This is a genomic window from Niveispirillum sp. SYP-B3756, assembly GCF_009495745.1.
GTDB lineage: Bacteria > Pseudomonadota > Alphaproteobacteria > Azospirillales > Azospirillaceae > Niveispirillum.
Map to the genome: position 1 here is coordinate 254984 of NZ_WIDQ01000001.1, position 23052 is coordinate 278035.

28 protein-coding genes are annotated in these 23052 nt (G+C 64.4%); 11 read left to right on the forward strand and 17 right to left on the reverse strand.

What is annotated here, in order from left to right; genetic code table 11:
- Positions 1-14: 14 nt before the first annotated feature.
- The 4 genes from GE253_RS01165 to GE253_RS01180 all read right to left on the reverse strand — a co-directional run bounded on the left by GE253_RS01165 (position 15) and on the right by GE253_RS01180 (position 4527).
- Positions 15-380, reverse strand: coding sequence for a response regulator (locus tag GE253_RS01165; protein ID WP_153202309.1), 366 nt, complete (start codon positions 378-380; stop codon positions 15-17).
- A gap of 29 nt (positions 381-409) precedes the next feature.
- Positions 410-907: a chemotaxis protein CheW gene (locus tag GE253_RS01170; RefSeq protein WP_153202310.1), complete on the reverse strand. Its 498-nt coding sequence runs from the start codon at positions 905-907 to the stop codon at positions 410-412.
- Positions 904-3648 (reverse strand): chemotaxis protein CheW, encoded by a 2745-nt coding sequence (locus tag GE253_RS01175; RefSeq protein WP_153202311.1) that lies wholly within the window; start codon positions 3646-3648, stop codon positions 904-906. Before GE253_RS01175 ends, GE253_RS01170 begins: the two co-directional genes overlap by 4 nt.
- A 246-nt stretch (positions 3649-3894) precedes the next feature.
- Entirely contained in the window at positions 3895-4527 is a 633-nt protein-coding gene (locus tag GE253_RS01180) for a histidine phosphotransferase family protein (protein WP_153202312.1), read from the reverse strand.
- Positions 4528-4629: 102 nt separating this feature from the next.
- Here GE253_RS01180 and GE253_RS01185 point away from each other — a divergent pair, with 102 nt between their 5' ends.
- From GE253_RS01185 to GE253_RS01200, 4 genes are all read left to right on the forward strand, one after another.
- Positions 4630-4818, forward strand: coding sequence for a DUF3553 domain-containing protein (locus GE253_RS01185; protein WP_089287515.1), 189 nt, complete (start codon positions 4630-4632; stop codon positions 4816-4818).
- Between the two features lie 132 nt (positions 4819-4950).
- Positions 4951-5994 carry a GTP 3',8-cyclase MoaA gene (moaA, locus tag GE253_RS01190; protein WP_153202313.1) on the forward strand — a complete coding sequence of 348 codons (1044 nt, stop codon included), beginning with the start codon at positions 4951-4953 and terminating at the stop codon, positions 5992-5994.
- A 62-nt stretch (positions 5995-6056) separates the two neighbouring features.
- Positions 6057-6845, forward strand: a complete 789-nt coding sequence (locus GE253_RS01195; RefSeq protein ID WP_153202314.1) for an NAD kinase — start codon at positions 6057-6059, stop codon at positions 6843-6845.
- Positions 6846-6883: 38 nt separating this feature from the next.
- Complete coding sequence (locus GE253_RS01200; protein WP_153202315.1) at positions 6884-7282, forward strand: hypothetical protein; 399 nt, start codon at positions 6884-6886, stop codon at positions 7280-7282.
- A gap of 28 nt (positions 7283-7310) precedes the next feature.
- Here the strand turns inward: GE253_RS01200 and GE253_RS01205 are convergent, their stop codons facing one another.
- Positions 7311-8153, reverse strand: coding sequence for a hypothetical protein (locus tag GE253_RS01205; RefSeq protein ID WP_153202316.1), 843 nt, complete (start codon positions 8151-8153; stop codon positions 7311-7313).
- A 332-nt stretch (positions 8154-8485) separates the two neighbouring features.
- Here GE253_RS01205 and GE253_RS01210 point away from each other — a divergent pair, with 332 nt between their 5' ends.
- The 7 genes from GE253_RS01210 to GE253_RS01240 are packed head-to-tail and all read left to right on the forward strand — an operon-like array spanning position 8486 to position 14472.
- Positions 8486-8935 (forward strand): EF-hand domain-containing protein, encoded by a 450-nt coding sequence (locus GE253_RS01210; protein WP_173012432.1) that lies wholly within the window; start codon positions 8486-8488, stop codon positions 8933-8935.
- Positions 8936-8946: 11 nt separating this feature from the next.
- Complete coding sequence (locus GE253_RS01215; protein WP_247878423.1) at positions 8947-9672, forward strand: RNA polymerase sigma factor; 726 nt, start codon at positions 8947-8949, stop codon at positions 9670-9672.
- A gap of 17 nt (positions 9673-9689) precedes the next feature.
- Positions 9690-10160 carry a hypothetical protein gene (locus GE253_RS01220; protein WP_153202318.1) on the forward strand — a complete coding sequence of 157 codons (471 nt, stop codon included), beginning with the start codon at positions 9690-9692 and terminating at the stop codon, positions 10158-10160.
- On the forward strand, positions 10157-10711 hold the full coding sequence (locus GE253_RS01225; protein WP_153202319.1) for a periplasmic heavy metal sensor: 555 nt from the start codon (positions 10157-10159) through the stop codon (positions 10709-10711). Before GE253_RS01220 ends, GE253_RS01225 begins: the two co-directional genes overlap by 4 nt.
- Positions 10712-10761: 50 nt before the next feature.
- Complete coding sequence (locus GE253_RS01230; RefSeq protein ID WP_153202320.1) at positions 10762-12105, forward strand: DUF1800 domain-containing protein; 1344 nt, start codon at positions 10762-10764, stop codon at positions 12103-12105.
- Between the two features lie 2 nt (positions 12106-12107).
- Positions 12108-13298: a DUF1501 domain-containing protein gene (locus tag GE253_RS01235; RefSeq protein WP_153202321.1), complete on the forward strand. Its 1191-nt coding sequence runs from the start codon at positions 12108-12110 to the stop codon at positions 13296-13298.
- 46 nt (positions 13299-13344) lie between these two features.
- The gene (locus GE253_RS01240) at positions 13345-14472 is read left to right on the forward strand and encodes a nicotinate phosphoribosyltransferase (RefSeq protein WP_153202322.1); all 1128 of its coding nucleotides are present in this window, start codon (positions 13345-13347) and stop codon (positions 14470-14472) included.
- A 212-nt stretch (positions 14473-14684) separates the two neighbouring features.
- Here GE253_RS01240 and ptsN read toward each other — a convergent pair whose 3' ends face one another.
- The 12 genes from ptsN to rplQ all read right to left on the reverse strand — a co-directional run bounded on the left by ptsN (position 14685) and on the right by rplQ (position 22963).
- The gene (gene ptsN, locus GE253_RS01245; protein ID WP_153202812.1) at positions 14685-15143 is read right to left on the reverse strand and encodes a PTS IIA-like nitrogen regulatory protein PtsN; all 459 of its coding nucleotides are present in this window, start codon (positions 15141-15143) and stop codon (positions 14685-14687) included.
- Positions 15144-15215: 72 nt separating this feature from the next.
- A complete protein-coding gene (raiA, locus tag GE253_RS01250) occupies positions 15216-15836 on the reverse strand; it encodes a ribosome-associated translation inhibitor RaiA (protein ID WP_153202323.1) in 621 nt (206 codons plus the stop codon).
- A gap of 118 nt (positions 15837-15954) precedes the next feature.
- Positions 15955-17484 (reverse strand): RNA polymerase factor sigma-54, encoded by a 1530-nt coding sequence (gene rpoN / locus GE253_RS01255; protein ID WP_153202324.1) that lies wholly within the window; start codon positions 17482-17484, stop codon positions 15955-15957.
- Between the two features lie 181 nt (positions 17485-17665).
- Complete coding sequence (locus GE253_RS01260; protein ID WP_173012433.1) at positions 17666-18307, reverse strand: NrsF family protein; 642 nt, start codon at positions 18305-18307, stop codon at positions 17666-17668.
- Positions 18300-18878: a sigma-70 family RNA polymerase sigma factor gene (locus GE253_RS25750; RefSeq protein WP_173012434.1), complete on the reverse strand. Its 579-nt coding sequence runs from the start codon at positions 18876-18878 to the stop codon at positions 18300-18302. Before GE253_RS25750 ends, GE253_RS01260 begins: the two co-directional genes overlap by 8 nt.
- Positions 18879-18886: 8 nt before the next feature.
- Positions 18887-19171 carry a hypothetical protein gene (locus tag GE253_RS25755; RefSeq protein WP_173012435.1) on the reverse strand — a complete coding sequence of 95 codons (285 nt, stop codon included), beginning with the start codon at positions 19169-19171 and terminating at the stop codon, positions 18887-18889.
- Positions 19172-19185: 14 nt separating this feature from the next.
- Positions 19186-19680, reverse strand: coding sequence for a DoxX family membrane protein (locus tag GE253_RS01270; protein ID WP_153202327.1), 495 nt, complete (start codon positions 19678-19680; stop codon positions 19186-19188).
- The gene (locus GE253_RS01275) at positions 19677-20423 is read right to left on the reverse strand and encodes a DNA-binding domain-containing protein (RefSeq protein ID WP_173012436.1); all 747 of its coding nucleotides are present in this window, start codon (positions 20421-20423) and stop codon (positions 19677-19679) included. Before GE253_RS01275 ends, GE253_RS01270 begins: the two co-directional genes overlap by 4 nt.
- The gene (locus tag GE253_RS01280) at positions 20417-21277 is read right to left on the reverse strand and encodes a DUF692 domain-containing protein (RefSeq protein ID WP_153202329.1); all 861 of its coding nucleotides are present in this window, start codon (positions 21275-21277) and stop codon (positions 20417-20419) included. Before GE253_RS01280 ends, GE253_RS01275 begins: the two co-directional genes overlap by 7 nt.
- A gap of 25 nt (positions 21278-21302) precedes the next feature.
- The gene (locus GE253_RS01285; protein WP_153202330.1) at positions 21303-21599 is read right to left on the reverse strand and encodes a DUF2282 domain-containing protein; all 297 of its coding nucleotides are present in this window, start codon (positions 21597-21599) and stop codon (positions 21303-21305) included.
- Positions 21600-21699: 100 nt separating this feature from the next.
- On the reverse strand, positions 21700-22359 hold the full coding sequence (locus tag GE253_RS01290; RefSeq protein WP_153202331.1) for a glutathione binding-like protein: 660 nt from the start codon (positions 22357-22359) through the stop codon (positions 21700-21702).
- 175 nt (positions 22360-22534) lie between these two features.
- Positions 22535-22963 (reverse strand): 50S ribosomal protein L17, encoded by a 429-nt coding sequence (rplQ, locus tag GE253_RS01295; RefSeq protein ID WP_153202332.1) that lies wholly within the window; start codon positions 22961-22963, stop codon positions 22535-22537.
- Positions 22964-23052: the final 89 nt, after the last annotated feature.

Consider the following 23052-nt stretch of genomic DNA (forward strand, 5'->3'; position numbering starts at 1 on the left):
CAATCCCGGAAGGCTCAGAGGAGCCCGACCTGCTGGAACTTGGTTTGGATGATGTCGCTGTCGAAGGGCTTCATGATGTACTCATTCGCCCCGGCCGACAGCGCTTCCTGGATATGCGCCAGGTCGTTTTCCGTGGTGCAGAAGACGACCTTGGGCGCCTGTCCCCCGGTCATCTTGCGCAACCGGCGCAGGAATTCGATACCGGTCATGACCGGCATGTTCCAGTCCAACAGGATGGCTTCGGGCATGGCCTTGGCACAATGATCCATGGCCTGCTTGCCATCTTCTGCCTCGGAGCAGTTGAAGCCAAGCTCTTCCAGGATCTTGCGCGCCACCTTGCGGACCACGCGGCTGTCATCAACGACCAGACAGGACTTCATCAATCGACCTCGCCAAGGGGGCGCGTTGGTTACGCCGCTTCGATATTAGCAAAATTCAGCAGCTTGGAGACATCGAGAACAACCAGCAACGTCTCTTTCAGACGGTAAATGCCGGTGGAGATCTCTCGCCAGCGCTGATCCATGGTGGCCGGGTGGCGTTCGAAATCATGGCTGGTCAGGCTCAGCACCTCACCAACATGATCGACCATCAGGGAGTAAAGCTCCCCCTTATGGTCCACCACAATGCTCATCACCGGCTTGCCATCCGCCGGGCGGGGCGGCAGGCCCAGCCGCAGGCGGACATCAATGGCGGTGACGATGCGACCGCGCAGGTTCAGGCTGCCCGCCACTTCCGGCGGGGCCAGCGGAATGCGGGTGATCTTTTGCGGACCCAGCACATCCTGTACCTGCAGGACGGGGATGCCGAACAGCTGACCGGCAATGGTCGCCGTCACGAAATCCTCGTTCTTGATGGTGGCGACTTCCTGGGAGCCGGCCTTCTTGACGGCGGGGAGACGCGCGCTCATGCGGCACCTTTTTCGGTGATGGTCTGCTGCAGGGTGAAGAGCAGGGCTTCACGGTCGAACTTGGCGACATAATCGTTGAAGCCGGCCTCACGGCCGCGATCCAGGTCGCGCGGGGTGGAATGGCTGGACAGGGCCACCAGCGGGGTGGAGGCCCAGCGGGAGCTGCTGCGCACGGCCTGGGCAAAGTCCAGACCGCTCATGCCGGGCATTTCGATGTCGGAGACGATGACATCAAAATCCTCACCCGATTCGCACAATGCCAGCGCTTCATCGGCACTTTCAACCGCCGTGACATCGTAACCGGAGACGGTCAGCAGCGGGGTCAGCAGGTTGCGGAAGAACGGGCTGTCATCCACCAGCAGCACGCGGTGCTGCCGCAGATCTTCAAACCCTTCATGGGCATTGCCGAACCAGTCCTTGAAGGCGCGGGTGAGGTAGAAGCCGGCATCAATGACATCCGTGGCCTTGCCGGCAATGATGGCCGAACCCAGGAAGCCGGGACGCTCCGTACCCAGTTCAACCGCCAGCTTGTCCTCGACGATATCGACGATCTCGTCCACCACCAGACCCATGGACCGTTCGCCATCGGCGAACACCACCACCGGTTGGCGCTTGTCGCGCACGATCTTCCAGGTCGGATCGATGGGCACCAGCGGCATCAGCTTGCCGCGATACTGCACCACCGGTTCCCCGTTGGAGAGTTCGACATGGTTGAGATCGACATCTTCCAGACGGGCGACCAGCGACAGCGGCACGGCCTTCGGCCCGCCTTCCCCGGCGCTGAACAGCAGCAGGGCCATCTTGTCATCCTCCCGGCGGGTGGCCTTGGCGGCTTCCTGGGTGGCAACCTGGGTATCCTGCAGGGTGGCCATATTGCCCGACGCCGTGGCGATACCGTTCGGGTCCAGGATCATGATCACCGAGCCATCGCCCAGGATCGTGTTGCCAGAGAACAGTTCGATATGGCGCAGGATCGGCGCCACCGGCTTGACCACGATTTCTTCGGTGTCGAAGACGCGATCAACGATGATACCGAAGGTATAGTTGCCAACCTGGCTGACGACGATGAAGGTTTCACGCTTATCGTCATCCTGCGCCGAGCCCAGCTTGAGAAGGCGCTGCAGGCTGACCAGCGGCAGCAGGCGGTTGCGCAGACGCAGCACCGGCGCGCCGTTGATCCGCTCGATCTTGTGCTCGCTGTCGTCGGCGGCGCGCACCAGTTCCACCACGCTGATCTGCGGCACGGCGAACCGTTCAGACGCGCATTCCACAATCAGGGCGGAAACGATGGCGAGCGTCAGCGGGATCTTGATGGTGAAGGTCGTGCCACGACCCTCAATCGACCGCATCTCAATCGTGCCGCCGATCTTCTCGATATTGGTCTTCACCACATCCATGCCGACGCCACGGCCGGAAACGGACGTGACCTTGGCGGCGGTGGAGAAGCCCGGCTTGAAGATGAACTGCTGGATCTGCTGATCCGACATCTGGGCCAGTTCAGCCTCGGACGCCAGACCATTCTGAACGATCTTGGACTTGATCTTGGAAAGCGGCAGCCCCTTACCGTCATCACTGATCTCAATGATGATGTGACCGCCTTCATGGAAGGCGTTCAGGGTGATGCGGCCGGTTTCCGACTTGCCGGCAGCGATACGCTCCGCCGGGATTTCCAGCCCATGGTCGCCGGAATTGCGCACCATATGGGTCAGCGGATCCTTGATCAGCTCCAGCACCTGACGGTCCAGTTCCGTCTCGGCACCCAGCATCTGCAGATCGATCTTCTTATGAAGTTCGTGGCTGAGATCGCGCACCAGACGCGGCAGCTTGGCCCAGGCATTGCCGATGGGCTGCATCCGCGTCTTCATGACTCCTTCCTGCAGCTCCGACGTCACATGGTTCAGGCGCTGCAGCGGGGCGGCGAATTCGCTGTCCTTCTGCGAGCGCAGGATCTGCAATAGCTGGTTGCGGGTCAGCACCAGCTCGGAAACCATGGTCATCAGGTTTTCCAGCAGATCGACATGCACACGAATCGTCTGCTGGGCCAGCGCGCTTTCCTTGGCCCCTTCACCACGCACGTCTTCATTGTTGGAAGCGCCTTCGGCGCGGGGCGGCGGCGGCGGCGGCGGGGCGGCGGGTTCGGCGGGCGGCGTCGGCTCCGCCACCGGGGCGACATCGCGGCTGGCGGCGGGCTTGGTGGCCACGGGCACCGGCGGCGGCGGCGGCTCTTCCTTCTTCGGTTCCGGCTGGGCAACCGGCGCCAAGGTATGGGTCAGGGCGGCCGGCACCGGCTCGAACAGCTGGTCGGGATCGGTGGTCGCCACCACCGGGGCCGGTGCGGCAGCCGCACCGGCGCGCGGCAGCTCTTTGCCTTCAGCCATGGCGTTCAGCCGGTCGATCAGATCCTGATCATTGCCCGGCGGTTCCGCCTCGGTCTGTTCGAGAACCGACAGGATACCCTTGATTGTGTCCAGCGATTCGAGGATCAGCGACACGGCATAGGGCGACACATGAAGTTCGCCATCGCGGAACTTGCCCAGCACATTCTCAGCAGCGTGCGCCACCGATTCCAGGCGGGGCAGCCCCAGGAAACCACAGGTTCCCTTGATGGTATGAACCAGACGGAAAATGTTACTCAGCAACCCCGGATCATTGGGGTTTTGTTCCAATTTGACCAGTTCCACGTCGAGAACGGCGAGATTTTCGTTCGTCTCGGTGAGGAATTCACTCAGCAGATCATCCATGGTCCACGCCCCGCTCCGGGAAAACTCTGTTTCCGCGATGTCGCCAATTCGTGCCAGCCTTCCAGAGGATCAGCCCCCTGGTCGATTACGGCCTGTCAGCCACGATAGTGCCAGAATCTCGTTTAAATCATCTTACCCTTGCCTGAATTGATGACGCGCCGAGGGGGGGCATTGCAAGCGGAAGATTACCTCTTTTCGGGTAGGTTCGACCATCCGATTATGGCCGAACCCACCCTTAAGATAGCATTAATGCTCTTGCCCCAGCGAAATTGTCAGTTTCCCCTCCATGAAATCGCGCGCCGGTGTGAAAGCCAGCTTGTAGAAGCGCGCCATCACCAGGCTCGCGTGCATCAGGATACCGCGTGGTGTCAGTTCCGCTTCCGGTACCCCGCCATGCAGCACCCGTAACGCCTCCTCCCGCAGGCCGCAGCCGGTGCCGGCTGCCACCAATTCCAGCCCCGCATCATCCCCCATCAGGGTCAGGGTGCCGCCCCGCGGCAGCGCCTCTTCCGCGATCAGGGCCGACAACAGCGCCAATTTCAACAGGCCGGGTGGTGGCACGACCAGCGCCGGCCGCCAGACGAACTGGATGCGACCGCCAGCAAACCACCCCTCCAGCGCCTCACGCGTGCCGGGAATGGGCAGCACACCGCCGCCCGCCCCGGTGCCGAGCGCCAGCCGGAACAGGGCCAGACGGCGGGCGGCGGTGCGGGCGCTGTCGGCAACAAGGTCGAGCGCCTCCCCCATCGCCTCTCCACCATCCCCTTCTTCAATCAGCTCCACCCCGTTATTGATGGCGCCGACGGGGCCGATCAGGTCATGGCACAGCCGGGAGCAGAGAAGCTCCACCGCCCGGACACTGAAAATCGCCTCCATCATCTGCCTCCCGTCCTGATCTTTTGTTTACGAAATAACCATATCATTTCAATGACAGTTGGCGGTCAGCTTGAGATCACCGCCTGACAGGAAGGAAAATAGCAGATGGATGATACCCTGGTACCCGGCGCCTTTGTCCGCCATCCGGGTCAGCCCGATTGGGGGTTGGGGCAGATTCAGTCCGTCATCGGCCCCCGGGTGACGGTCAATTTCGAAAATGCCGGAAAATTGCTGATCAATATCGCTACCGTCTCCCTGACCGTTGTGGACGAGGACGACCCCGCTTTGCATTGATCTGGGACATTTCTGCTTCGCCCCGTTGGGCGGATACACCAACGCCCCTGCACACCACCTTGGAGGGCGGGGGCCAAGGCTCTATATCTGCTGTCACCAACCCGCCCCGACCATCCGGAGTTGCCCCGTCCCATGCCGCTTGCCGATGGCCAGCCCTTTGCCGTGCCCGCCCCCCTGATCGATCCGTTCGGGCGCGCCATCACCTATGTGCGGGTCTCCGTCACCGATCGCTGCGATTTCCGCTGCACCTACTGCATGTCGGAAGACATGCATTTCCTGCCCAAGGCCGACATCCTGTCGCTGGAGGAGCTGGAGCGGCTTTGCACCGCCTTCATCCGCCTGGGCACGCGGCGGCTGCGTTTGACGGGGGGCGAGCCGCTGGTCCGGCGCAATATCATGGAGCTGGTGCGCAATCTGGGCCGGCATGTGGCCAGCGGCGCGCTGGAGGAACTGACCCTGACCACCAATGGCAGCCAGCTTTCCCGCTATGCGGATGAGCTGCGCGCCGCTGGCATCCGCCGGATCAATGTCTCCCTGGATACGCTGGACCCGGCGCGGTTCCAGGCCATCACCCGCTGGGGCCGGCTGGCCCAGGTGATGGAGGGGCTGGAGGCCGCCCGCCAGGCCGGGCTGGCGGTGAAGATCAATGCCGTGGCCCTGAAGGGTGTCAATGACGGGGAACTGGACGAGATGCTGGCCTGGTGCGGCCGGCAGGGATTTGACCTGACGCTGATCGAGGTGATGCCGCTGGGCGACATGGATGGCAATGGCGGTGGTGCGGTGCGGGAGGAACAGTTCCTCTCCCTGCGCGATGTGCGGGCAGACCTGGAAAAGCGCTGGACCCTGCGGGACAGCGACCACCGTACCGGCGGCCCCGCCCGCTATGTCACGGTGCAGGAAACCGGGCGGCGACTCGGTTTCATCACCCCGCTCAGCCACAATTTCTGCGAAAGCTGCAATCGGGTGCGGGTCACCTGTACCGGCACCTTGTTCATGTGCCTGGGGCAAGAGGATGCGGCCGACCTGCGCACGCCCTTGCGGGCGGAAAGCGGCGACGGCGCCCTGATCCAGACCATCCGGGATGCCATCACCCGCAAGCCCCGGGGGCACGATTTCATCATCGACCGGCGGCGCGGTCCCGCCGTGGGCCGGCATATGAGTGTCACCGGGGGCTGACCAGGGCATCGAAGCGGTATAAGGTACCGCCGCCCCCGTCAGCCCTTGTTGGAAACAAGCCCTTGCCCGGTTTCCCCGCCTCCCCCGGTTCTGTCCCCCTTGCCTTCGTTGCCGCCGATACGGCAGAGGCCCGCAGCGCGCGGGAACGGCTGGCCATCCGCTATGGCGGGGTGCCAGCCGAAGAAGCCGGCATCATCGTGGCGCTGGGGGGGGATGGCTTCCTGCTGGAAACGCTGCACCGGTTCCTGACCCGCGGCACCCCCGTTTATGGGATGAACCGGGGCTCTGTCGGCTTCCTGCTGAATGATTACAGCGAGGATGGGCTGACCAACCGGCTGCTGCGCGCCCAGCGCGTCACCCTGCACCCGCTGCGGATGACGGCCACCAGCAATGATGGGCGGGTAGAGGAAGGGCTGGCCTTCAACGAGGTGTCGCTGCTGCGCGAAACCCGCCAAGCCGCCAAGCTGCGGATCAGTGTGGACGGTGTGGAACGGCTGGCGGAACTGACCTGCGATGGCGCCCTGGTCTCCACGCCTGCCGGCAGCACTGCCTATAACCTGTCCGCCCATGGGCCGATTCTGCCGCTGGGAGCGGATATCCTGGCCCTGACCCCGATCAGCGCCTTCCGCCCCCGCCGCTGGCGCGGTGCCCTGCTGCCCCATACGGCCAAAATCCGCTTTGATGTAATGGAAGCCAGCAAACGGCCGGTCAGCGCCGTGGCCGACTTTACCGAGGTGCGCGATGTCGCACGGGTGGACATCCATGAAGATCGCGGGGTCGCCAGCACCCTGCTGTTCGATCCGGAACTGGCCCTGGAAGAACGCATCCTGAAGGAACAGTTCGCCCCCTGACTGGTGTTTGCTTGGCACCCTGCGACGGAGAGAAGACCATGCCCTTTATGGACCGCGAGAGTTTCATCGATCTGCTGAACCGGTTGGGCGATGGCGATGATCAGGTGGTACTGGCCGCCGCCCGCACCATCCATGCCCGTGTCGCCGAATCCCGCTTCGGCTGGGACGGGCTGCTGCTGCCGGCCGGGGGGAGCAGCGACGAGCCCGCCCCGCCCGACGCCTCCACTCCACGCCCTGTCCTCCCCACCCTTCCGGTGGCGGAGGAAGAGCCTGATGCCGACCTGATCGACCGGCTGCTGCGGGATTACGACCTGTCCGACATGACGCGGGGTGACCTGCTGGAGATGAAGGCCCAGGCCGACCAAGGCAGCCTGCTGCCCGACGACAGCAAATATCTGCGCGATCTGGCAGCACGGTTGGCCCTGGCTGAACCGTAAAGGTGCCGGCAGGACCGGTGGGAAAGGTTCAGCGCAAGGGGCGGAAATAGCGCAGCAGGTTCTGCAATTCCGCCCGCAGCGCCTCATCCTCCCGCAGCCGCGCCTGCAAGGCGGCATCGCGCTTGGCCAGGAACACCACATGTTCCTTAGGCGGCAATTGGCGGTAGGACGGCTTGGTGCTGATGCTGCCATCATCCTGGATGGTGGAGAGAAAGAACGACACCCGCATGAATTTTGAAAAGAGCTTAGCCGCCGATTCCGGCGGCTCACGCGAGATGATGGCGCAGATATAATAAAGCCGGAAGAAATAATAACTGTTATAGATACGCTGGATGGTATGGAACTGTTCATTCGGGCTGCTGGCCTTGCTCAGCAGTTGCTGTTCTTTAAAGCCAGCATGAAAATGGTTAGAGGCTTCCTTGCCAAACAGCAGGGGGCGTTCCCGCCCCGCGCTCATCCGCTTGCGGTAATCAATCAGGGCGCGGCCGACCAGCGTGTGGATCATCCGGCGTTCCACATCCAATTCCGCCGGCAGCCCCATCAGGAAATCCATCGCCGGCATCAGCTGGGCCGGATGCACAATGGCGGCGCGGCGCGCCCGCCCCTTGCCCAGCAGGGCCGCCTGCAACCATTCCACCATGTCATGCGCCTGCCAGCGCAGACGCACGGTAAAGGGAATGGTGCTGAGCCCGCTGGATTGCAGGAACAGACGCACATGGTCGCGCCATGTCTTCTGCGGCAGGCGGACATATTCCACATCCGTCAGCTTGATGGGATTGCCCAATGTCTCAGCCGTCGGCGGGGCGGGCCGGAAATCAAGGCTGCGCCCGTAAATGACGCCCTTCAGCTTGGATTCCCCTGACGGCGGCATCGCCCCTTTTCCAACCCCAGTGATCCGACCAACCGAGCGAGCTGGCTGCGGCCCGCCGTTAACATTTCGTTATTACCACCAAAGGCGATGGGGCGCACGGCGATTCGCGTAATGGACATCCCCAATCCTGAAAGGGTGTGACCTGTTTCACCCCCCAATCCGGCTGGGCAGAGAAAGCGGGGGCGGCGTCCCGGAAATTGGAAAATTCCCATGCAGGGTCGCGCCCCGGCCCCCGTATCAGCAATGAACGAGGCGGCATGGCGCCGTGTCCGGCCTCGGGACCAGGCGGTGGGGAACCACCGCCCGCTTTCCTGAACTCGGAGATCGCAACCATGAATAGCTCTTCCCGCACCCTTTTGTGGACCACGCTCGCCGCCGGCCTGTTGCTGGGCACCGTCGCCGTTCAGGCCCAGGATGCACCGCCGCCCCCGCCGCCGCCGGGTGCCCCCGGGCCGATGGCTCATGGCCCCGGCCCGCTGCGTCAGGAGATGCTGGCCAAGTATGATACCAACAAGGACGGCAAGCTGGACGAGAGCGAGCGCGCTGCCATGCGGATGGATCATTTCAAAGCGATGGACAAGAAGGGCACCGGCAAGATCAGCAAGGCCGACTTCCCCGCCGCCATGGAAGCCGCCCGCCAGGCCGAACGCACCCGGCGCGAGGCCGAAATGTTCGACAAGATCGACACCAATAAGGACGGCTATATCACGGCAGAGGAATTTGCCGCCTTCAAGCCGGACTGGCCCGGCAAGGATGGCCCGCGCCGTCACAAGCGCAATTGATCCGGTGGGCCATGACCATGCCGGCCACCGCCAGGGCACGCCCCTTGCCGACATCGCCCGACCCGACGGATAACGGAGCACGGGTGGTACCGGCGGCGGCCGGCATGGATCAGGCCAGCAAGCAGCGGGGAATGATGGAGAGCGGGGACGAGCGGGAGGCGATGGGTGACGAGGCGCTGGTGGCCTTGGTGGCCGCCGGTGACCGCCGCGCCTATGGTATCCTGGTCACCCGCCATCTGGACCGCACCATCACCATCGCCCAGCGTGTGCTGAACAACCGGGCCGAGGCGGAAGATGTGGCGCAGGAGGCTTTCCTGCGGCTCTGGCGCCATGCCGACCGTTTCGACCCCGGTGCTGCACGTTTTTCCACCTGGTTTTATCGGATCACCACCAACCTGTGCCTTGACCGCACGCGCCGGCCGAAGCCGCTGGCGCTGGAAGCGGCGGGCGATCCGACCGATCCGAGCGCCGATGCCGAAACCGCCCTGGTCAGCCAGCGCACCCGCCACGCCGTGTTGGCTGCCGTGGCGGAGTTGCCGGAACGGCTGCGCGCGGCGGTGACCTTGACCTATGATGCCGGACTGTCCAATGCGGAAGCCGCCCGCAGCATGGATATCAGTATAAAAGCCTTTGAAAGTCTGCTGGTACGTGCCCGCCGTTCCTTACGGGACCGGCTGGCCGCCTGGGGTGCCGCTGGCGGCAATGGCGGGCACCCCAGGGCCGGCACAGAACGTTGAGAAGGGGGATTGGACCCATGAACGAAACGGAATTCCATAACCTTCTCGACCGGTTCGGCGCGGATCTTTCGCAATGGCCGGCCGACAGGCGCCGTGCGGCCGAACAAGCCATGGCGGCGGATGCATCGCTGATCGATCTGCTGGCAGCAGAGCAGCTGCTGGCCGCCTGTCTGCCCGATCTGCCGCCCGTCGCTGCTGCCTCTGCCGATTTGCGCCAACGCATCATGGCCCTGCCACTGGCCCATCCCCGCCCGTTTGCCGCACCCGGTCTGCCGACCGAGCTGTGGCGCAGCATGACGGCAAGCTGGCGGCAATGGTCGATGGGCATGGCCACCGCCAGTGCCGCTGCCGTGCTGGGCTTCGTACTGGGTTATGGCCAGATGCTGCCCCCGATGTCGGGGACGGAGATGGCCAGCAGCGATAATCTGGTTACCATGCTGAATGCGGCCGCCGATTACGACACGGCCGATACGGAGCAGGCACAATGAAACGGTCCACCCTTCTGCTGACCGGGGCGCTGGTGCTGTCGGTCTCCATCAATCTGGGGGTGGCCGGCCTGTGGGCAGGCCATTGGCTGCGCGGCGAACCGGAAGGCCCCGTCGACCGGGTGCTGGGCGCCGTGCCGCCCCCCATCCATGAGCGCATCCGCGAGGCCATGCGCTCCTCCCCCCGCACGCCGGAGGTGCGGGAACGGATGGAGGCGATGCGCAGCGCCCGCCGCGCCGTCAATGACGCTTTGCGGGCGCGTCCCTTCGATGTCACAGCCGCCGAGCAGGCTTTTGCCACATTCCGCGGAGAGACTACCCGCGCGCAGGAAAAGTTCCATCAGGTCCTGATTGAAACCATGGCGCAGGCCCAAGCCGACGGCACGCTGCCCCCACCGCCAACAAAGGGCGGGCGGGATGGCAGGCCCGACGGTCGGCCCGATGGCCCGCCCCGCCCGCCCCCGCCGGGTATGCCGGGAGGGGCTGCGCCACCGCCTCACGCTTCCCCTCCCCCTCCCCCTCACGGTCCCCCTCCCCCGCCACCGGGTGAATAACCCGGTTCCGTGGGACCGGGCCAGGGCGTTCCCCACTGGAGGATCGTTCCATGGTGATGACTGGTCCCGCATCGGCCGCACTGGCGGCCCATGCCACTGCCCGGTTCGGTTATGGTGCCGCACCGGGTGACCTTGCCCAGATCAGCAGCGATCCGCGCGGCTGGGTGGAAGCCCAACTCGGTGGCTTGCCGCCTGGCCTGCCCGCCGGATTCATCGATCATCCCGGCAGTGCCCCACGCCTGATGGAACTGCTGGCCGTCCGCAAGCTGGGTCAGGGTGAGGAGGCAATGGCCCGGCGCAAGGCGCTGCAGCAGGCCTATCGCAGCGATGCCGCCATCCGCACCCGGGTGGCGGCCGGCAGCGACCGGCCGCTGATCGAACGGCTGACCCAGTTCTGGTCCAACCATTTCACCGTTTCCACCCAGCGGGGCGAGGTGGCCCCCCTTGCCCTCGCCTTTGAAAATGAAGCGATCCGGCCCTATGTGCTGGGCCGGTTCGAGGAAATGGCCAGGGCGGCCATCCTGCATCCGGCCATGCTGGTCTATCTGGACAATGCCCAATCCATCGGCCCCAACAGCAAGGCCGGGCAGAAGCGCAAGCGCGGCCTGAACGAGAATCTGGGCCGGGAGGCGCTGGAGTTGCACACGCTGGGGGTACATGGCGGTTACGATCAGGATGATGTGCGGGCCCTGGCCCTGATCCTGACCGGCTGGACCATCGACCGGCAGGATGGCGACGGCACCGCCTTTTTTAATCCCAACACGCATGAGCCGGGACCGAAAACCCTGTTGGGCCGCACCTTCCCGGAAGAAGGGGCGGCAGAGGCGCCGGCCGCCATCACCATGATGGCCAACCACAAGGGCACAGCCAAGCATGTGGCGGTCAAGCTGGCCCGGCATTTCATCGCCGATGATCCACCGGCCTCTGCCGTCAATGCCCTGGAACGGAAGTTCAAGGAAACGGGCGGCGATCTGGGGGCGGTGACGGCTACGCTGGTGGGGCTGGATGCCGCCTGGGACGAGCCGCTGGCCAAGCTGCGCAGCCCCAATGATTTCCTGACCGCCGCCCTGCGCGCCACCCAGCTGCCGCTGGATGAGAAGCAGGTGGTCAATGCCCTGAACCTGCTGGGCCAGATGCCCTTTGCCGCGCCTTCCCCCGCCGGCTGGCCCGACCGGGCCGCCGATTGGGCCGGGCCGGATGCCGTGGTGCGCCGGGTCGACTGGTCGCTGGCCCTGGGGCAGCGGGCCGGCGGGCGGGTGGATGCCCGCCTGCTGCTGGCCGCTACGCTGGGCGATCTGGCCGATGCAGAACTGGTGCAGATGGTGGCCCGCGCCCCCTCCCCCGCCGAGGCTTTGGCCCTGGCCCTTTCGTCCCCCGCCTTTCAACGGAGGTAAGGATGCATCGCCGTCATTTCCTCGGCGCCAGTCTGGCTGCCGGCCTGCTGGCCGCCAGCCCGCTGAAAGTGGCCTTCGCCGATGCCGCCACCGACAAGCGGCTGGTGCTGATCGTGCTGCGCGGGGCCATGGACGGGCTGGGGGCCGTCGCCCCCTATGCTGATCCGGATTACCGCAGCATAAGGGGCGAACTGGCCCTGGCCGAGCCGGGCCAGCCCGACGGGCTGCTGGACCTGGACGGGTATTTCGGCCTGCACCCGGCCCTGGCGCCCATCCATGGCTGGTGGGCGGAAAAGCAGCTGCTGGCCGTCCACGCCATCGCCACCCCCTATCGGGAACGCAGCCATTTCGATGCACAGGATCTGCTGGAAAGCGGTGGGGCCAAACCGACGGGGCAGAAGACCGGCTGGCTGAATCGGGCGCTGGATCAGGTGCATGGCCATGGCACGGGCTTAGGTCTGGCGCTGGGCCAGGGCGTGCCACTGGTGATGCGCGGTGCGGTACCGGTAGCCAGTTGGGCACCGTCGCCGCTGCCGGAACCGACCACCGATTTCCTCAACCGGGTGATGGATATCTATCAGAAGGACAAGGTTTTGGGCCCGGCTTTGTCGTCGGGCCTGGGCATTGCCGACATGGCGCAGATGGCCAGCGGCGTGCCGGCGGGCCAGCCCAAGCCCAAGGATCGGCAATTGATGGCCACCACCGCCGGCCGGATGCTGGCCGATCCCGCCGGCCCCCGCGTGGCGGTGATGGATATGCAGGGCTGGGACACCCATGTCGGCCAGGGCTCCATCAAGGGCCGGCTGCCCAACGCGCTGACCGATCTGGCGGAGGTGATGGGCTTGCTGCGGGAAGGGCTGGGCGAGGCATGGAGCAAGAGCGTCATCGCCGTGGTGACTGAATTCGGCCGCACCGTGCGCCCCAACGGCACCGGCGGCACCGATCATGGCACGGCCGGCGTGGCCCTGCTGGCCGGTGGCGCCATTGAAGGTGGGCGGATGCTGGGCAAATGGCCGGGCTTGCGCGATGACAAACTCTATGAAGGGCGCGACCTTGCCCCCACCACCGACATGCGCGCCCTGCTGAAAGCCGTGCTGAAGGACCATCTGGGCGTTTCCGGCCGTGCGCTGGATGCCCATGTCTTCCCCGATGGCCGAAATGTGCGCCCGCTGGCGGATTTGATCCGGACATGACAGACAGTCTATGATCGGCTTCCCGTTTCGTCCTGGAACCAATCCGATGACCAGCACCCCGCCCGGCCCCGATGATGTCAGCCGCTGGACCGATGTTTATTTCCAGCGCACCCGCGCCATTGTGGAGAAATTCGGCGACCAGAGCGTGACCTATGCCGTGTTCATGCGCCGGCCGGTGGTGTTCGCGCCCCGGCTGGCGCTGGACTGGCTGCGGCAGACGGCCGCCGCGCGCGGCTTCACGCCGGTGATTCAGCAGAATTACGCGGAAGGGAAATGGGTGGGGGCCGGTGAGCCGATGCTCTGGATCACCGGCCCGTTCAGCCAGATGGCGGAACTGGAAACCCTGTTCCTGATGAAGCTGGGCCCCGCCTGTGTCGCCGCCTACAATGCCTATATGATGTGTGCCGGCCTGCCCAAGGCGGCCTTCCTGGCCATGGATGCCCGCCATTGCGCCGGGACGGAGATGGCGGAGATCATGGCCTATGCCGCCTCTGTCGGGTCCGCCCGGGCCCGGCGGCGTGATGGGGCGGTGGGCTTTGTCGGCAATGCCACCGACGCCACCGCGCATTATTTCGGCCGTGACCAGGGGCTGGGCACCATGCCCCATGCCCTGATCGGCTATGCCGGGTCCACCGTGCGCGCGGCGGAGATGTATCACGAAACCTTCACCGGACAGCCGATGACGGTACTGGTGGATTATTTCGGGCGGGAGGTCAGTGACAGTCTGGAGGTGTGCCGCCGCTTCCCCGATCTGGCCGCCAGCGGCGATCTGGCCCTGCGGCTGGACACGCCGGGCGGGCGCTTCGTGGAAGGGCTGGACCCGCCCACCAGCTATGCCGTGCTGGACCGCCACGCGCCGGACAGCATCAGGGGCTATCGGGATGAAAGCGAACAGCGCCACCTGATCGGCGCCGGTGTGTCCGCCGCCGCTATCCACTGGATGCGGGAAAAGCTGGATCAGGCCGGATTCCCCAAGGTGAAGATCGTGGCCAGCAGCGGCTTTTCCCCAGAAAAATGCCGCGTCATGGCCGACGCCCTGGCGCCGATCGACATTATCGGCACTGGCAGCTATCTGCCCGACAAATGGTCGGAAACCTACGCCACCGCCGATATCGTCGAATATGACGGGGTGAAGCGAGTGAAGGTGGGGCGGGAGTTTTTGCTGCGGCGGTGAGGGGATTTTGGCCGGCTTCAACAGAAACGAAATAGTGCTCATCACCGTCACCCCGGCGTAGGCCGGGGTCCAGGGGCCACGGGCGCATTGCTCTACGACACTGGACCCCGGCCTACGCCGGGGTGACGGTGAGGGAAGAGCACCCAAAAAAACGAAAAAGGGCGCCACCCGCGCGGATGCCGCCCTTTCTCTTTCAACCAGCAGAACCCGGCTTACGCCGCGTTGCTATGTTCCGTCTGGACCAGCACCGCGTAAAGCGCATCGCCGGATTCGGCCCCACGCAACTTGTCGCACAGAACCTGATCACGCAGCAGGCGCGACACGCGGGCCAGCGCCTTCAGATGGTCGGCACCCGCCCCTTCCGGGGCCAGCAGCAGACAAATCAGGTCCACCGGCTGTTCGTCGATGGCTTCAAAATCGACCGGCTTCTCCAGCCGGGCGAAAATCGCCATCACGCCATCCAGACCGGGCAGCTTGCCGTGCGGGATACCGATGCCACGGCCCACGCCTGTCGTGCCCAGCCGTTCCCGTTCCACCAGCACGTCGAAAATGGCGCGTTCATGCTGACCGGTCAGTTCGGCCGCCTTCTTTGCCAGTTCCTGCAAAGCCTGCTTTTTGGAGCCAGCCTTCAGGTTCGGGAGGATCGCCTCCGGCTTCAATAGATCATTCATCGCTGCCGGAAACGTCTGTTGCGGGGAAGGGGAATGGGAACGCAAGGAAACAGCCATGGGGTACAGATCACCTTATTGCTTCACGGGTCCGGGGGTGCCAGCGGGATCGACCCAGCCAACATTGCCATCCGGACGGCGGTAGATCATGTTCAGACCGCCATGTGCCCGATTACGGAACATCAAAGCGGGCAATTCCGCAAGGTCCATCCGCATCACCGCTTCGCTGACGGTCAGCATTTCGATGGCGGTTTCCATCTCCGCAACGACCACCGGCTGATGACCATTGACTTCCGCAGTGCTCTCCGTCTCCTCCTCAAAATCCTCGTGATCGGCCCCGTCGGCCTCCAGAATATATTTGCGCGCGGACATCACCGGCAACTGCGTCAGGTTCTGACGCTCGTGATGATCCTTCAACCGACGCTTGTAGCGGCGCAGACGCTTGGCCACCTTTTCCGCCGCCTCATCAAAGGCTGGGTAGGGCTCATTCGCCTGGGCGTAGGATTGCAACAGGATGCCACGTCCGACATGAACCTGAATATCCGCCTTGTACAGATGTGCATCCTTGGAAAGGATGACAGTCGCCTCCATAGGGTTGCCGAAATATTTGCCCACCAATGTTGCCAGCTGATCCTTCACATGGGTCCGCAGAGCATCACCCACATCCAGTTGCTTGCCTTTGACGGTGACTTGCATATTCGACCTGTTCTTTCAGGGCGCATGAACCGCTTTCGGGGAACCGCCATCCGGGACCGGCATCCAGAACCGGGAGAAATCCAACGGACAGGTCTTCCTCGAACGGTCAGCGCAGGGTCTACAACCCAAGGGCCTTCTCCCGACGGCGCTGGACTGAAGAGGGGATCTTCATACCCTCACGATACTTTGCAACGGTCCGGCGTGCAATGTCGATCCCGTCAGCCCGGAGGATTTCGACAATTTTATCGTCGGAAAGCGTGTCATCCGCCTTCTCCGCATCGATCAGAGCCTTGATACGGAAGCGCACCGCCTCTGCGGAATGCGCAGCCTGACCATCGGCCCCCTGGATCGCGGAGGTGAAGAAATATTTCAGCTCGAACACGCCGCGCGGGCTGGACAGGAACTTGTTGGTGGTCACGCGGCTGACCGTGCTTTCATGCATCCCGATGGCTTCGGCGATATCGCGCAGAATCAGCGGCCTCATGAATTGCAGCCCGTGCAGGAAGAAAGCATCCTGCTGCCGAACAATTTCCGTCGCCACCTTCAGGATGGTGGTGGCGCGCTGGTGCAGGCTTTTCACCAGCCAGCTCGCCGACTGGAACTGTTCGGCAATATATTCCTTTTCCTGCTTGTTGCGGGCACCCGACAAGACCCGGCTGTGATAGCGCTGGTTGACCAGCACGCGCGGCAGCGTCTCCGTGTTCAGTTCCACCAGCCAGCCGCCGCCGGGGGCCGCCCGCATCAATATATCCGGCACCACCGTCTGCACCGGCTCAAAATCAAAGGAAAGCGCCGGCTTGGGGTTCAGCGCCTTGATCTCCCCCACCATGTCGGAGAGGTCTTCGGCATCGCAGCCGCACACTTTCAGCAATTGCTGAAGGTTGCGGGCGGCCAGCAGCGGCAGATGATCCAGCAGCGCCTGCATACAGGGGTCCAGCCGGTTCTTTTCCCGCAGCTGGATGGCCAGACATTCGGACAGGGTGCGGGCAAAGATGCCGGCTGGATCACAGCGCTGCAACCGGGCCAGCACGGCATCCACCCGCGCCGGCTCACAGCCCAGTGTGGTGGCCACCTCCGCCAGATCGGCGACCAGATATCCGGTTTCGTCCAGATGATCCATCAGGGCATAGGCGACCAGGCGGTCCATCGGGTCGGGCAGATCCATCTTGATCTGTTCTTCCAGATGGTCGCGCAGCTTCGGCCGCTCGGTCAGCGTCGCCTCAAACCCGCTCTCATCATCCTCAAACCCGCCGCTGCGGGATGACCAATCGCCGAACTGTTCGCCCGACCCCAGCCCTGCGCCATCCAGATCGGCAACAGAGCTGTTGGTGTAGACATTCTCGAAATCCGTATCCAGCGGGGCGTCGCTGTCCGATGCCATACGGTCGCTGGTGGCCAGTTCCACCGTATCGGCCACCCTGCCTTCCGGGACGGGCGCGGGTGCCTCCTCCCGGTCCACGCCGTCGGGGGCGGCGTCGCTCCACTCCCCCTCCGCCCGTTCCAGCAGGGGATTCTGCTCCAATTCCTTATCAACGAAATCAGCCAGTTCCATGTTGGACAGCTGCAGCAGTTTGATGGCCTGCTGCAGCTGCGGCGTCATCACCAACGACTGGGACTGTCGAATATCAAGCCGCTGTTGGAGCGCCATTTCGCAGTAAACACCAATGCTGTGGGGGGGCCCGCCCGGCAGCAAGATGCGCCCAGGCCGGCAGCCGATGAAACTGCCGACAACAGTACGAATGTCGGCAGCATATCGCAACAGCTACCGCCAAAAGGGGAATATCATTGCGTGATTGGGGGGCGACCGGCGCGCAGCGGCAACTATTTACTCAACCGCGTTTCCAGCGAAAAACTGCGCGGCCCAGCGGAGCCAGCAGGGGCCCCGCTGCCAGAATGGCCAGGATTTGCACCAGCATCAGCAAGGGTGCCTCGAATCCATCATGGATCAGCCGCTCGCCGAACAGGGCGAGGCTGCCCCCCGCCACCAGCAACAGCCCCATCATCCGCACCGGCGCAATGGGGGCCGCGCGGCGCATGTCCCAGGCCAGCAGGCAGGCGCTGCCGATGCTGATCACCGGGAAACAAAGCGGACAGAAGATTTCAGAGAAGCCGGTCACGACCATGGCGCCGCCCATCGGACCCAGGCTGATGCCGATGACAGAAAGCCAGAATCCCAGGATGGGCAGCCAGACCAGCTTGGCCCACCGTTCCCGCCCCGGCACGCTGAAACTGATGCCGGCATAGGCGGCCGCCAGCGCCGTGCCCAGGGCCAAGCCCTGCTGCGCCAGCCACAGCGGTTGGCGGACCACCAGCATCAGATCGGGCCGCACCCCCTCAATCCCCACCATTATAAGCACCAGCGGCAGGCACAGGCACAGCCAGCGCAACAGGCGCCAGCGCGGGTGGGGCAAGCGGCGCACACCATCATTGTGGGCGGCCAACTGGCCGATCAGGCGGGTGGTATCAGTCATGCTCATTCTCCCGGCCCAGCATCTGGCGCAAGCTGGCAATGCCGCGATGCACCGCCACCTTCAAGGCCCCGACACTGATGCCGCTTTCGGCCGAGGCGTCGCGCAGGCTCATCCCCCGTACCTTCAGCATGTCGAGGGCGGCGCGCTGCCGATCCGGCAGTTGCGCCAGCAAGGGACCGAGTTCCCGTCCCTCCACCTCCTCGGCTGCGGGTTGCGGCACATTTTCCAGCAACTCCGAATCATGGCCCTGGGCTTCCACATCGCGGCGGCGATAGGTGCGGCGCAGCGCATCGGACAGGCGGTTACGGGCAATCGCCTGCAGCCAGGGCAGCACCGGCCGCCCTGGCTGATAGGTGGCGCGGGCCTGGTGCAGGCTCAACAGGCAATCCTGCACGAAATCATCCATATCGGCAGCACTGGCCAATTTACCCCGGCCCATACCGCGCAGCAACGGCAGCACCCCATTCAGAAAAGCGGCATAGGCGCGCCGATCCCCTTCCTGGGCCGCCACCAGCAGGGCGGCCAGGTCGGCATCCTCCATCGCCTCGCGGCTGACATTTGACGCGCGCAAGGGCGAGGTCAGTTCTGCGGCGGCTTGGCCTCCTTCACCCCATGTTCGTCCAGGAACGCCTTGAACTTCTTGGCATCCAGGAAATAGAGGTCCAGGCACTCGTTGAACTTGTCCTGGTCCTTGATGGCGCGGCAGAGCCGTTCCGCCTCCTCGTAAGCCTGTTGCTTGGCGGTTTTCTCCGCTGCCGTCAGGCCGGGGCTGGGTTTGGGCGGCTCCGTCTGTGCGCCAGCGGATAAGCTCCAACCAAGGCAGAGTACCAGCCCCAGGCCGGCACGGGTCAGGATATGTCGCAAAGCTTGCCCCCATCTTACCCGGCCCTGCCCACCCGCTGCCAACGCCGGGCGATGAACGCATCCAGCGACAGCAGGCCGGGACCGGCCACAATCAAAACGATCGCAATGATCATCCATGGAATCTGCTCTCCCGCAATGGCGATACCGTTTTCCATGCCCTGAACCGTGCGGCCGATGATGAAAAACAGGCTGGCCGCCATCACGCCCAACCCCGCCGCGGCCAGCCGGCCCGTCAGCCCCAGCAGCAGCAAGGCCCCCAGCACCAGCTCCGCCCCCGTGGTCAGCGGGGCCGCGATGGCCGCCGGCAGGAAGGGGACGGGGTGTATTTCTGTAAACAGGAAGGATTGCGCCTCCCAACTGCCCAGCCGGTGTAGCCCCGCCTTCAGGAAGGGCAACCCCAGCCAGACACGGCCCCAAGTAAGGATTATTGCCGAACCGTAACGTCCTAGCGGCGGCAAATTCAGGCTGGGACCAGGATCGATAACAAAGCGGAACAATTGGGCAATCATGGTGCCGCATCCTCATGCCGGGTCAGCAGACCCTGATTCAGCAAAAAGGCCAGTGAGGCCGGCAGGTCCGGCAATCCGGCGACCAGCGCCGATTCTGCCGCCGCGAACAACCCCAGCCCCGCCGCCAGCCCGTTTAGCAAGGCCAGCATCCCATCCGTCAGCGGACAGGCCGCCACCCGCAAATCGGGCCGCCGCCAGACCAGCGCCCCGGCGGGGGGCGACTCGAAAGGGTTAATCACAACCGCCAAGTCCGGCCGCTGCGACAGCCAGGGGGCTGGATCAAGCGCCGGGAGCAGGCTGGTGGACGGCACCGGCCGCAGATCCAGCCCACCCAGCCGGTCTGGCGGGATCAAGGCCAGAGCCTCCAGGCTGAAAATTTGGCAATCAGCGGCGAAATAGGCCAGATGCGCCGCCCAATCCAGCCGCGCCATCCCTTGCAGGGCGGGCGGCACAAGCTCGGCGAATCCGGCGCCATAGGCGGACAGCACCGGCAGGGCTGGCGGCTGTTGGCGCGCAAAGCGGGTGGCGAGTGCGCTAAACGCCTCCTCCCCCATGCCGGCATGAACCGCCGGATAGGCCTGGGCCAGCACGCCCGTCAGCGCGGCGGTGACGGTGGCGGTATGCAGGTAAAGGGCCCGCACCGGGTCCACCGCCGCCGGGGCCAGCCCGTCGACGACACGGGCAAAGCCCGCCGCATCGCCATAGACCGCCCCCAACATGGCCTGCTGAAGCTGTTTCAGCATGGCCCCACCTCCCCCAGCAACGCCTGGGCCTGGGCCGCCTCCCCCAGCAACACGGGCAGCGGCGGCACCTCGGTATCCCATTCCACCAGGGTCGGCCGGGGGCCGATCAGCCGCAGCGCCTGGCCATAAAGCGCCCAGACGGGATCGGATACCGGGGAACCATGGTCATCCACCAGCAGCACGGCATCATCGACCATCAACCGGGTATGACCGGCCAGATGATATTGACCGACAGCGGCGGCGGGGAACCGGGCCAGCAGACTGGCAGCATCCCGCGCGCGATTCTGGCAGCTGACATAGAGATTATTGATATCCAGCAGCAGGCCACAGCCGGTGCGCGCCGCCAGCGCTGCCAGAAAATCCGCCTCATCCATCTCATCCGCCTGGAAGCGGAGATAGAGGGAGGGGTTTTCCACCAGGAGCCGGCGGCCCAGCCCCTCCTGCACGCGTTCGACATTGCGCGCCACCACATCCAGGCTTTCGCCGTTCAGCGGCAACGGCAACAGGTCGGGCGCGTGCATTCCCGCCACGCCACACCAAGCCAGATGATCGGAAATCAATCCGGGCTGGAAGCGGTCATAGAGGGCGCGGAGCCGGGCCAGATGATCCGGCGACACCCCCTCCGCCGCCCCCAATGACAGGGCGACGGAGTGGCAGGACAGCGGATAATCGGCCCGGATACGCTCCAGTTGCGCCAAGCGCGGCCCCCCGGCGCAGAGATAATTCTCTGAATGCACCTCCAGCCACGACACCTCCTGCGGTGCCGTCAGGAAATCCAGCACATGGGCGTGGCGCAGGCCGATGCCGGCCGCAAGCGGCACGGCATCAGGGCGATGGCTGGGGGCGGGCCGCATGGCGCGCTGGTTCCGCCGGTCCGGCTTACTTGGCCGCCTTCTTGGGGTTGGTGCCCTCGAACGGGGTCAGGCTGCCACCGTCGGCCTCACAGGCAGCCTTGGTGACGGCCTTGAAGTCCTGACCGCTGTAATTGACCTTCGATTCGGTGGCGCAGGAATGGCCGGCCGCCTTGTTGGCGCAGTCATTCTCACCGGCCTTGGCGATGCCATAGCACTTCACCTTTTCCTCGGCCTGGGCGGGCACGCTGATGGCGGCCAGCGACAGCGCACCGGCAACGGCAGCGCCCAGGGTCAGGATGGTCAGGCTGGTGGCGGACTTCATGGCGATGGCTCCTTGATGATCAGATCGGTGGGACCGGAAGCGGTCCCACCCTGTCATTCGTCGCCACCCGGAAAAGGTTACGCCGGTCCGATAAAATTTTTCACCGCGCGATCATCGTCTGGGCAGTCTTCACCAGTTCCTCCCCGCTGACCACGCGCGGCGGCTGGTTCAGGCCGGCGGCGCAGCCGGGACGGGCGGCGATCTGGTTGATCCAGCGGGTCAGATGCGGCAGGTCGTCGATGGTCACGCCGGACCAGTCATGCGTTCGCGCCCAGCACCAGTTGGCGATATCGGCAATGGAGAAATCCCCGGCCAGATATTCATGGGATGCCAGATGCCCATCCAGCACACTCAGCAAGCGTTTGGTTTCATTTTGATAACGCTGGATGGCCGGCTCAATCTTTTCCGGGAAATAGCGATAAAAGACATTGGCCTGTCCCATCATCGGGCCGACGCCGCCCATCTGGAACATCAGCCATTGCAGCACGCGGCTACGGCCCTTGGCGTCGGTCGGCAACAGCCGGCCGGTCTTTTCCGCCAGATAGACCATGATCGCACCCGATTCGAAGACGGTAAAATCCTCCGCCCGATCGACAATCACCGGAATGCGGCCGTTGGGATTCATGGCCAGGAACCAGGGTTCCTTCTGCTCCCCTTTGGCCAGCGCCAGCACATGCACATTATAGGACAGGCCCAACTCTTCCAGTGTGCAGGAGGCCTTATAGCCGTTGGGCGTGGCGGCAGTGTACAGATCGATCATGGCGATGTTCCTCAAGGGTGGTTTCTTGGTCTGCATCAACATCCTACGCCCTTGAGCGTACTTTGACAGGCATGATCGGCGCTGTCCGGCAGACGGTGCTGCATCTGTCGCGCACAAACAAAAACCCGCCGGGTTGCCCCGGCGGGTTTCTGTCATACGGACCTGAAAGAACCGATCAGACGGCGGCTTCTTCGCCGTCCTCGTCCTTCACCAGCACCGGGCCGCTATCCAGGCCCTTGGCGGCCTGATCACGGTCAACCAGCTCGATGACGGCCATCGGGGCGTTGTCGCCATAACGGAAGCCGGCCTTCAGAACGCGGGTGTAACCACCGTTGCGGTCCTTGTAGCGCTCGGCGATCACGGTGAACAGCTTGTCCACCATGGCGTTGTCGCGCAGCTCGGCATAGGCCAGACGCTTGTTGGCGAGGCCGCCCTTCTTGCCGAGCGTGATCAGCTTCTCGACGATCGGACGCAGATCCTTCGCCTTCGGCAGGGTGGTCTTGATCTGCTCGTGCTTGATCAGGGCGTTGGCCATGTTGGAGAACATGGCGAGACGGTGGGAGGTGGTGCGGCTGAACTTACGCCCGGACATACCATGACGCATGGGTACTCTCCTTCATGATCCTGGCCCCGCTGGGCGGAACCGATGGCAATCCCCGTGGGCGCCGGTACCCTTTCGGGCCAGTACGGCGG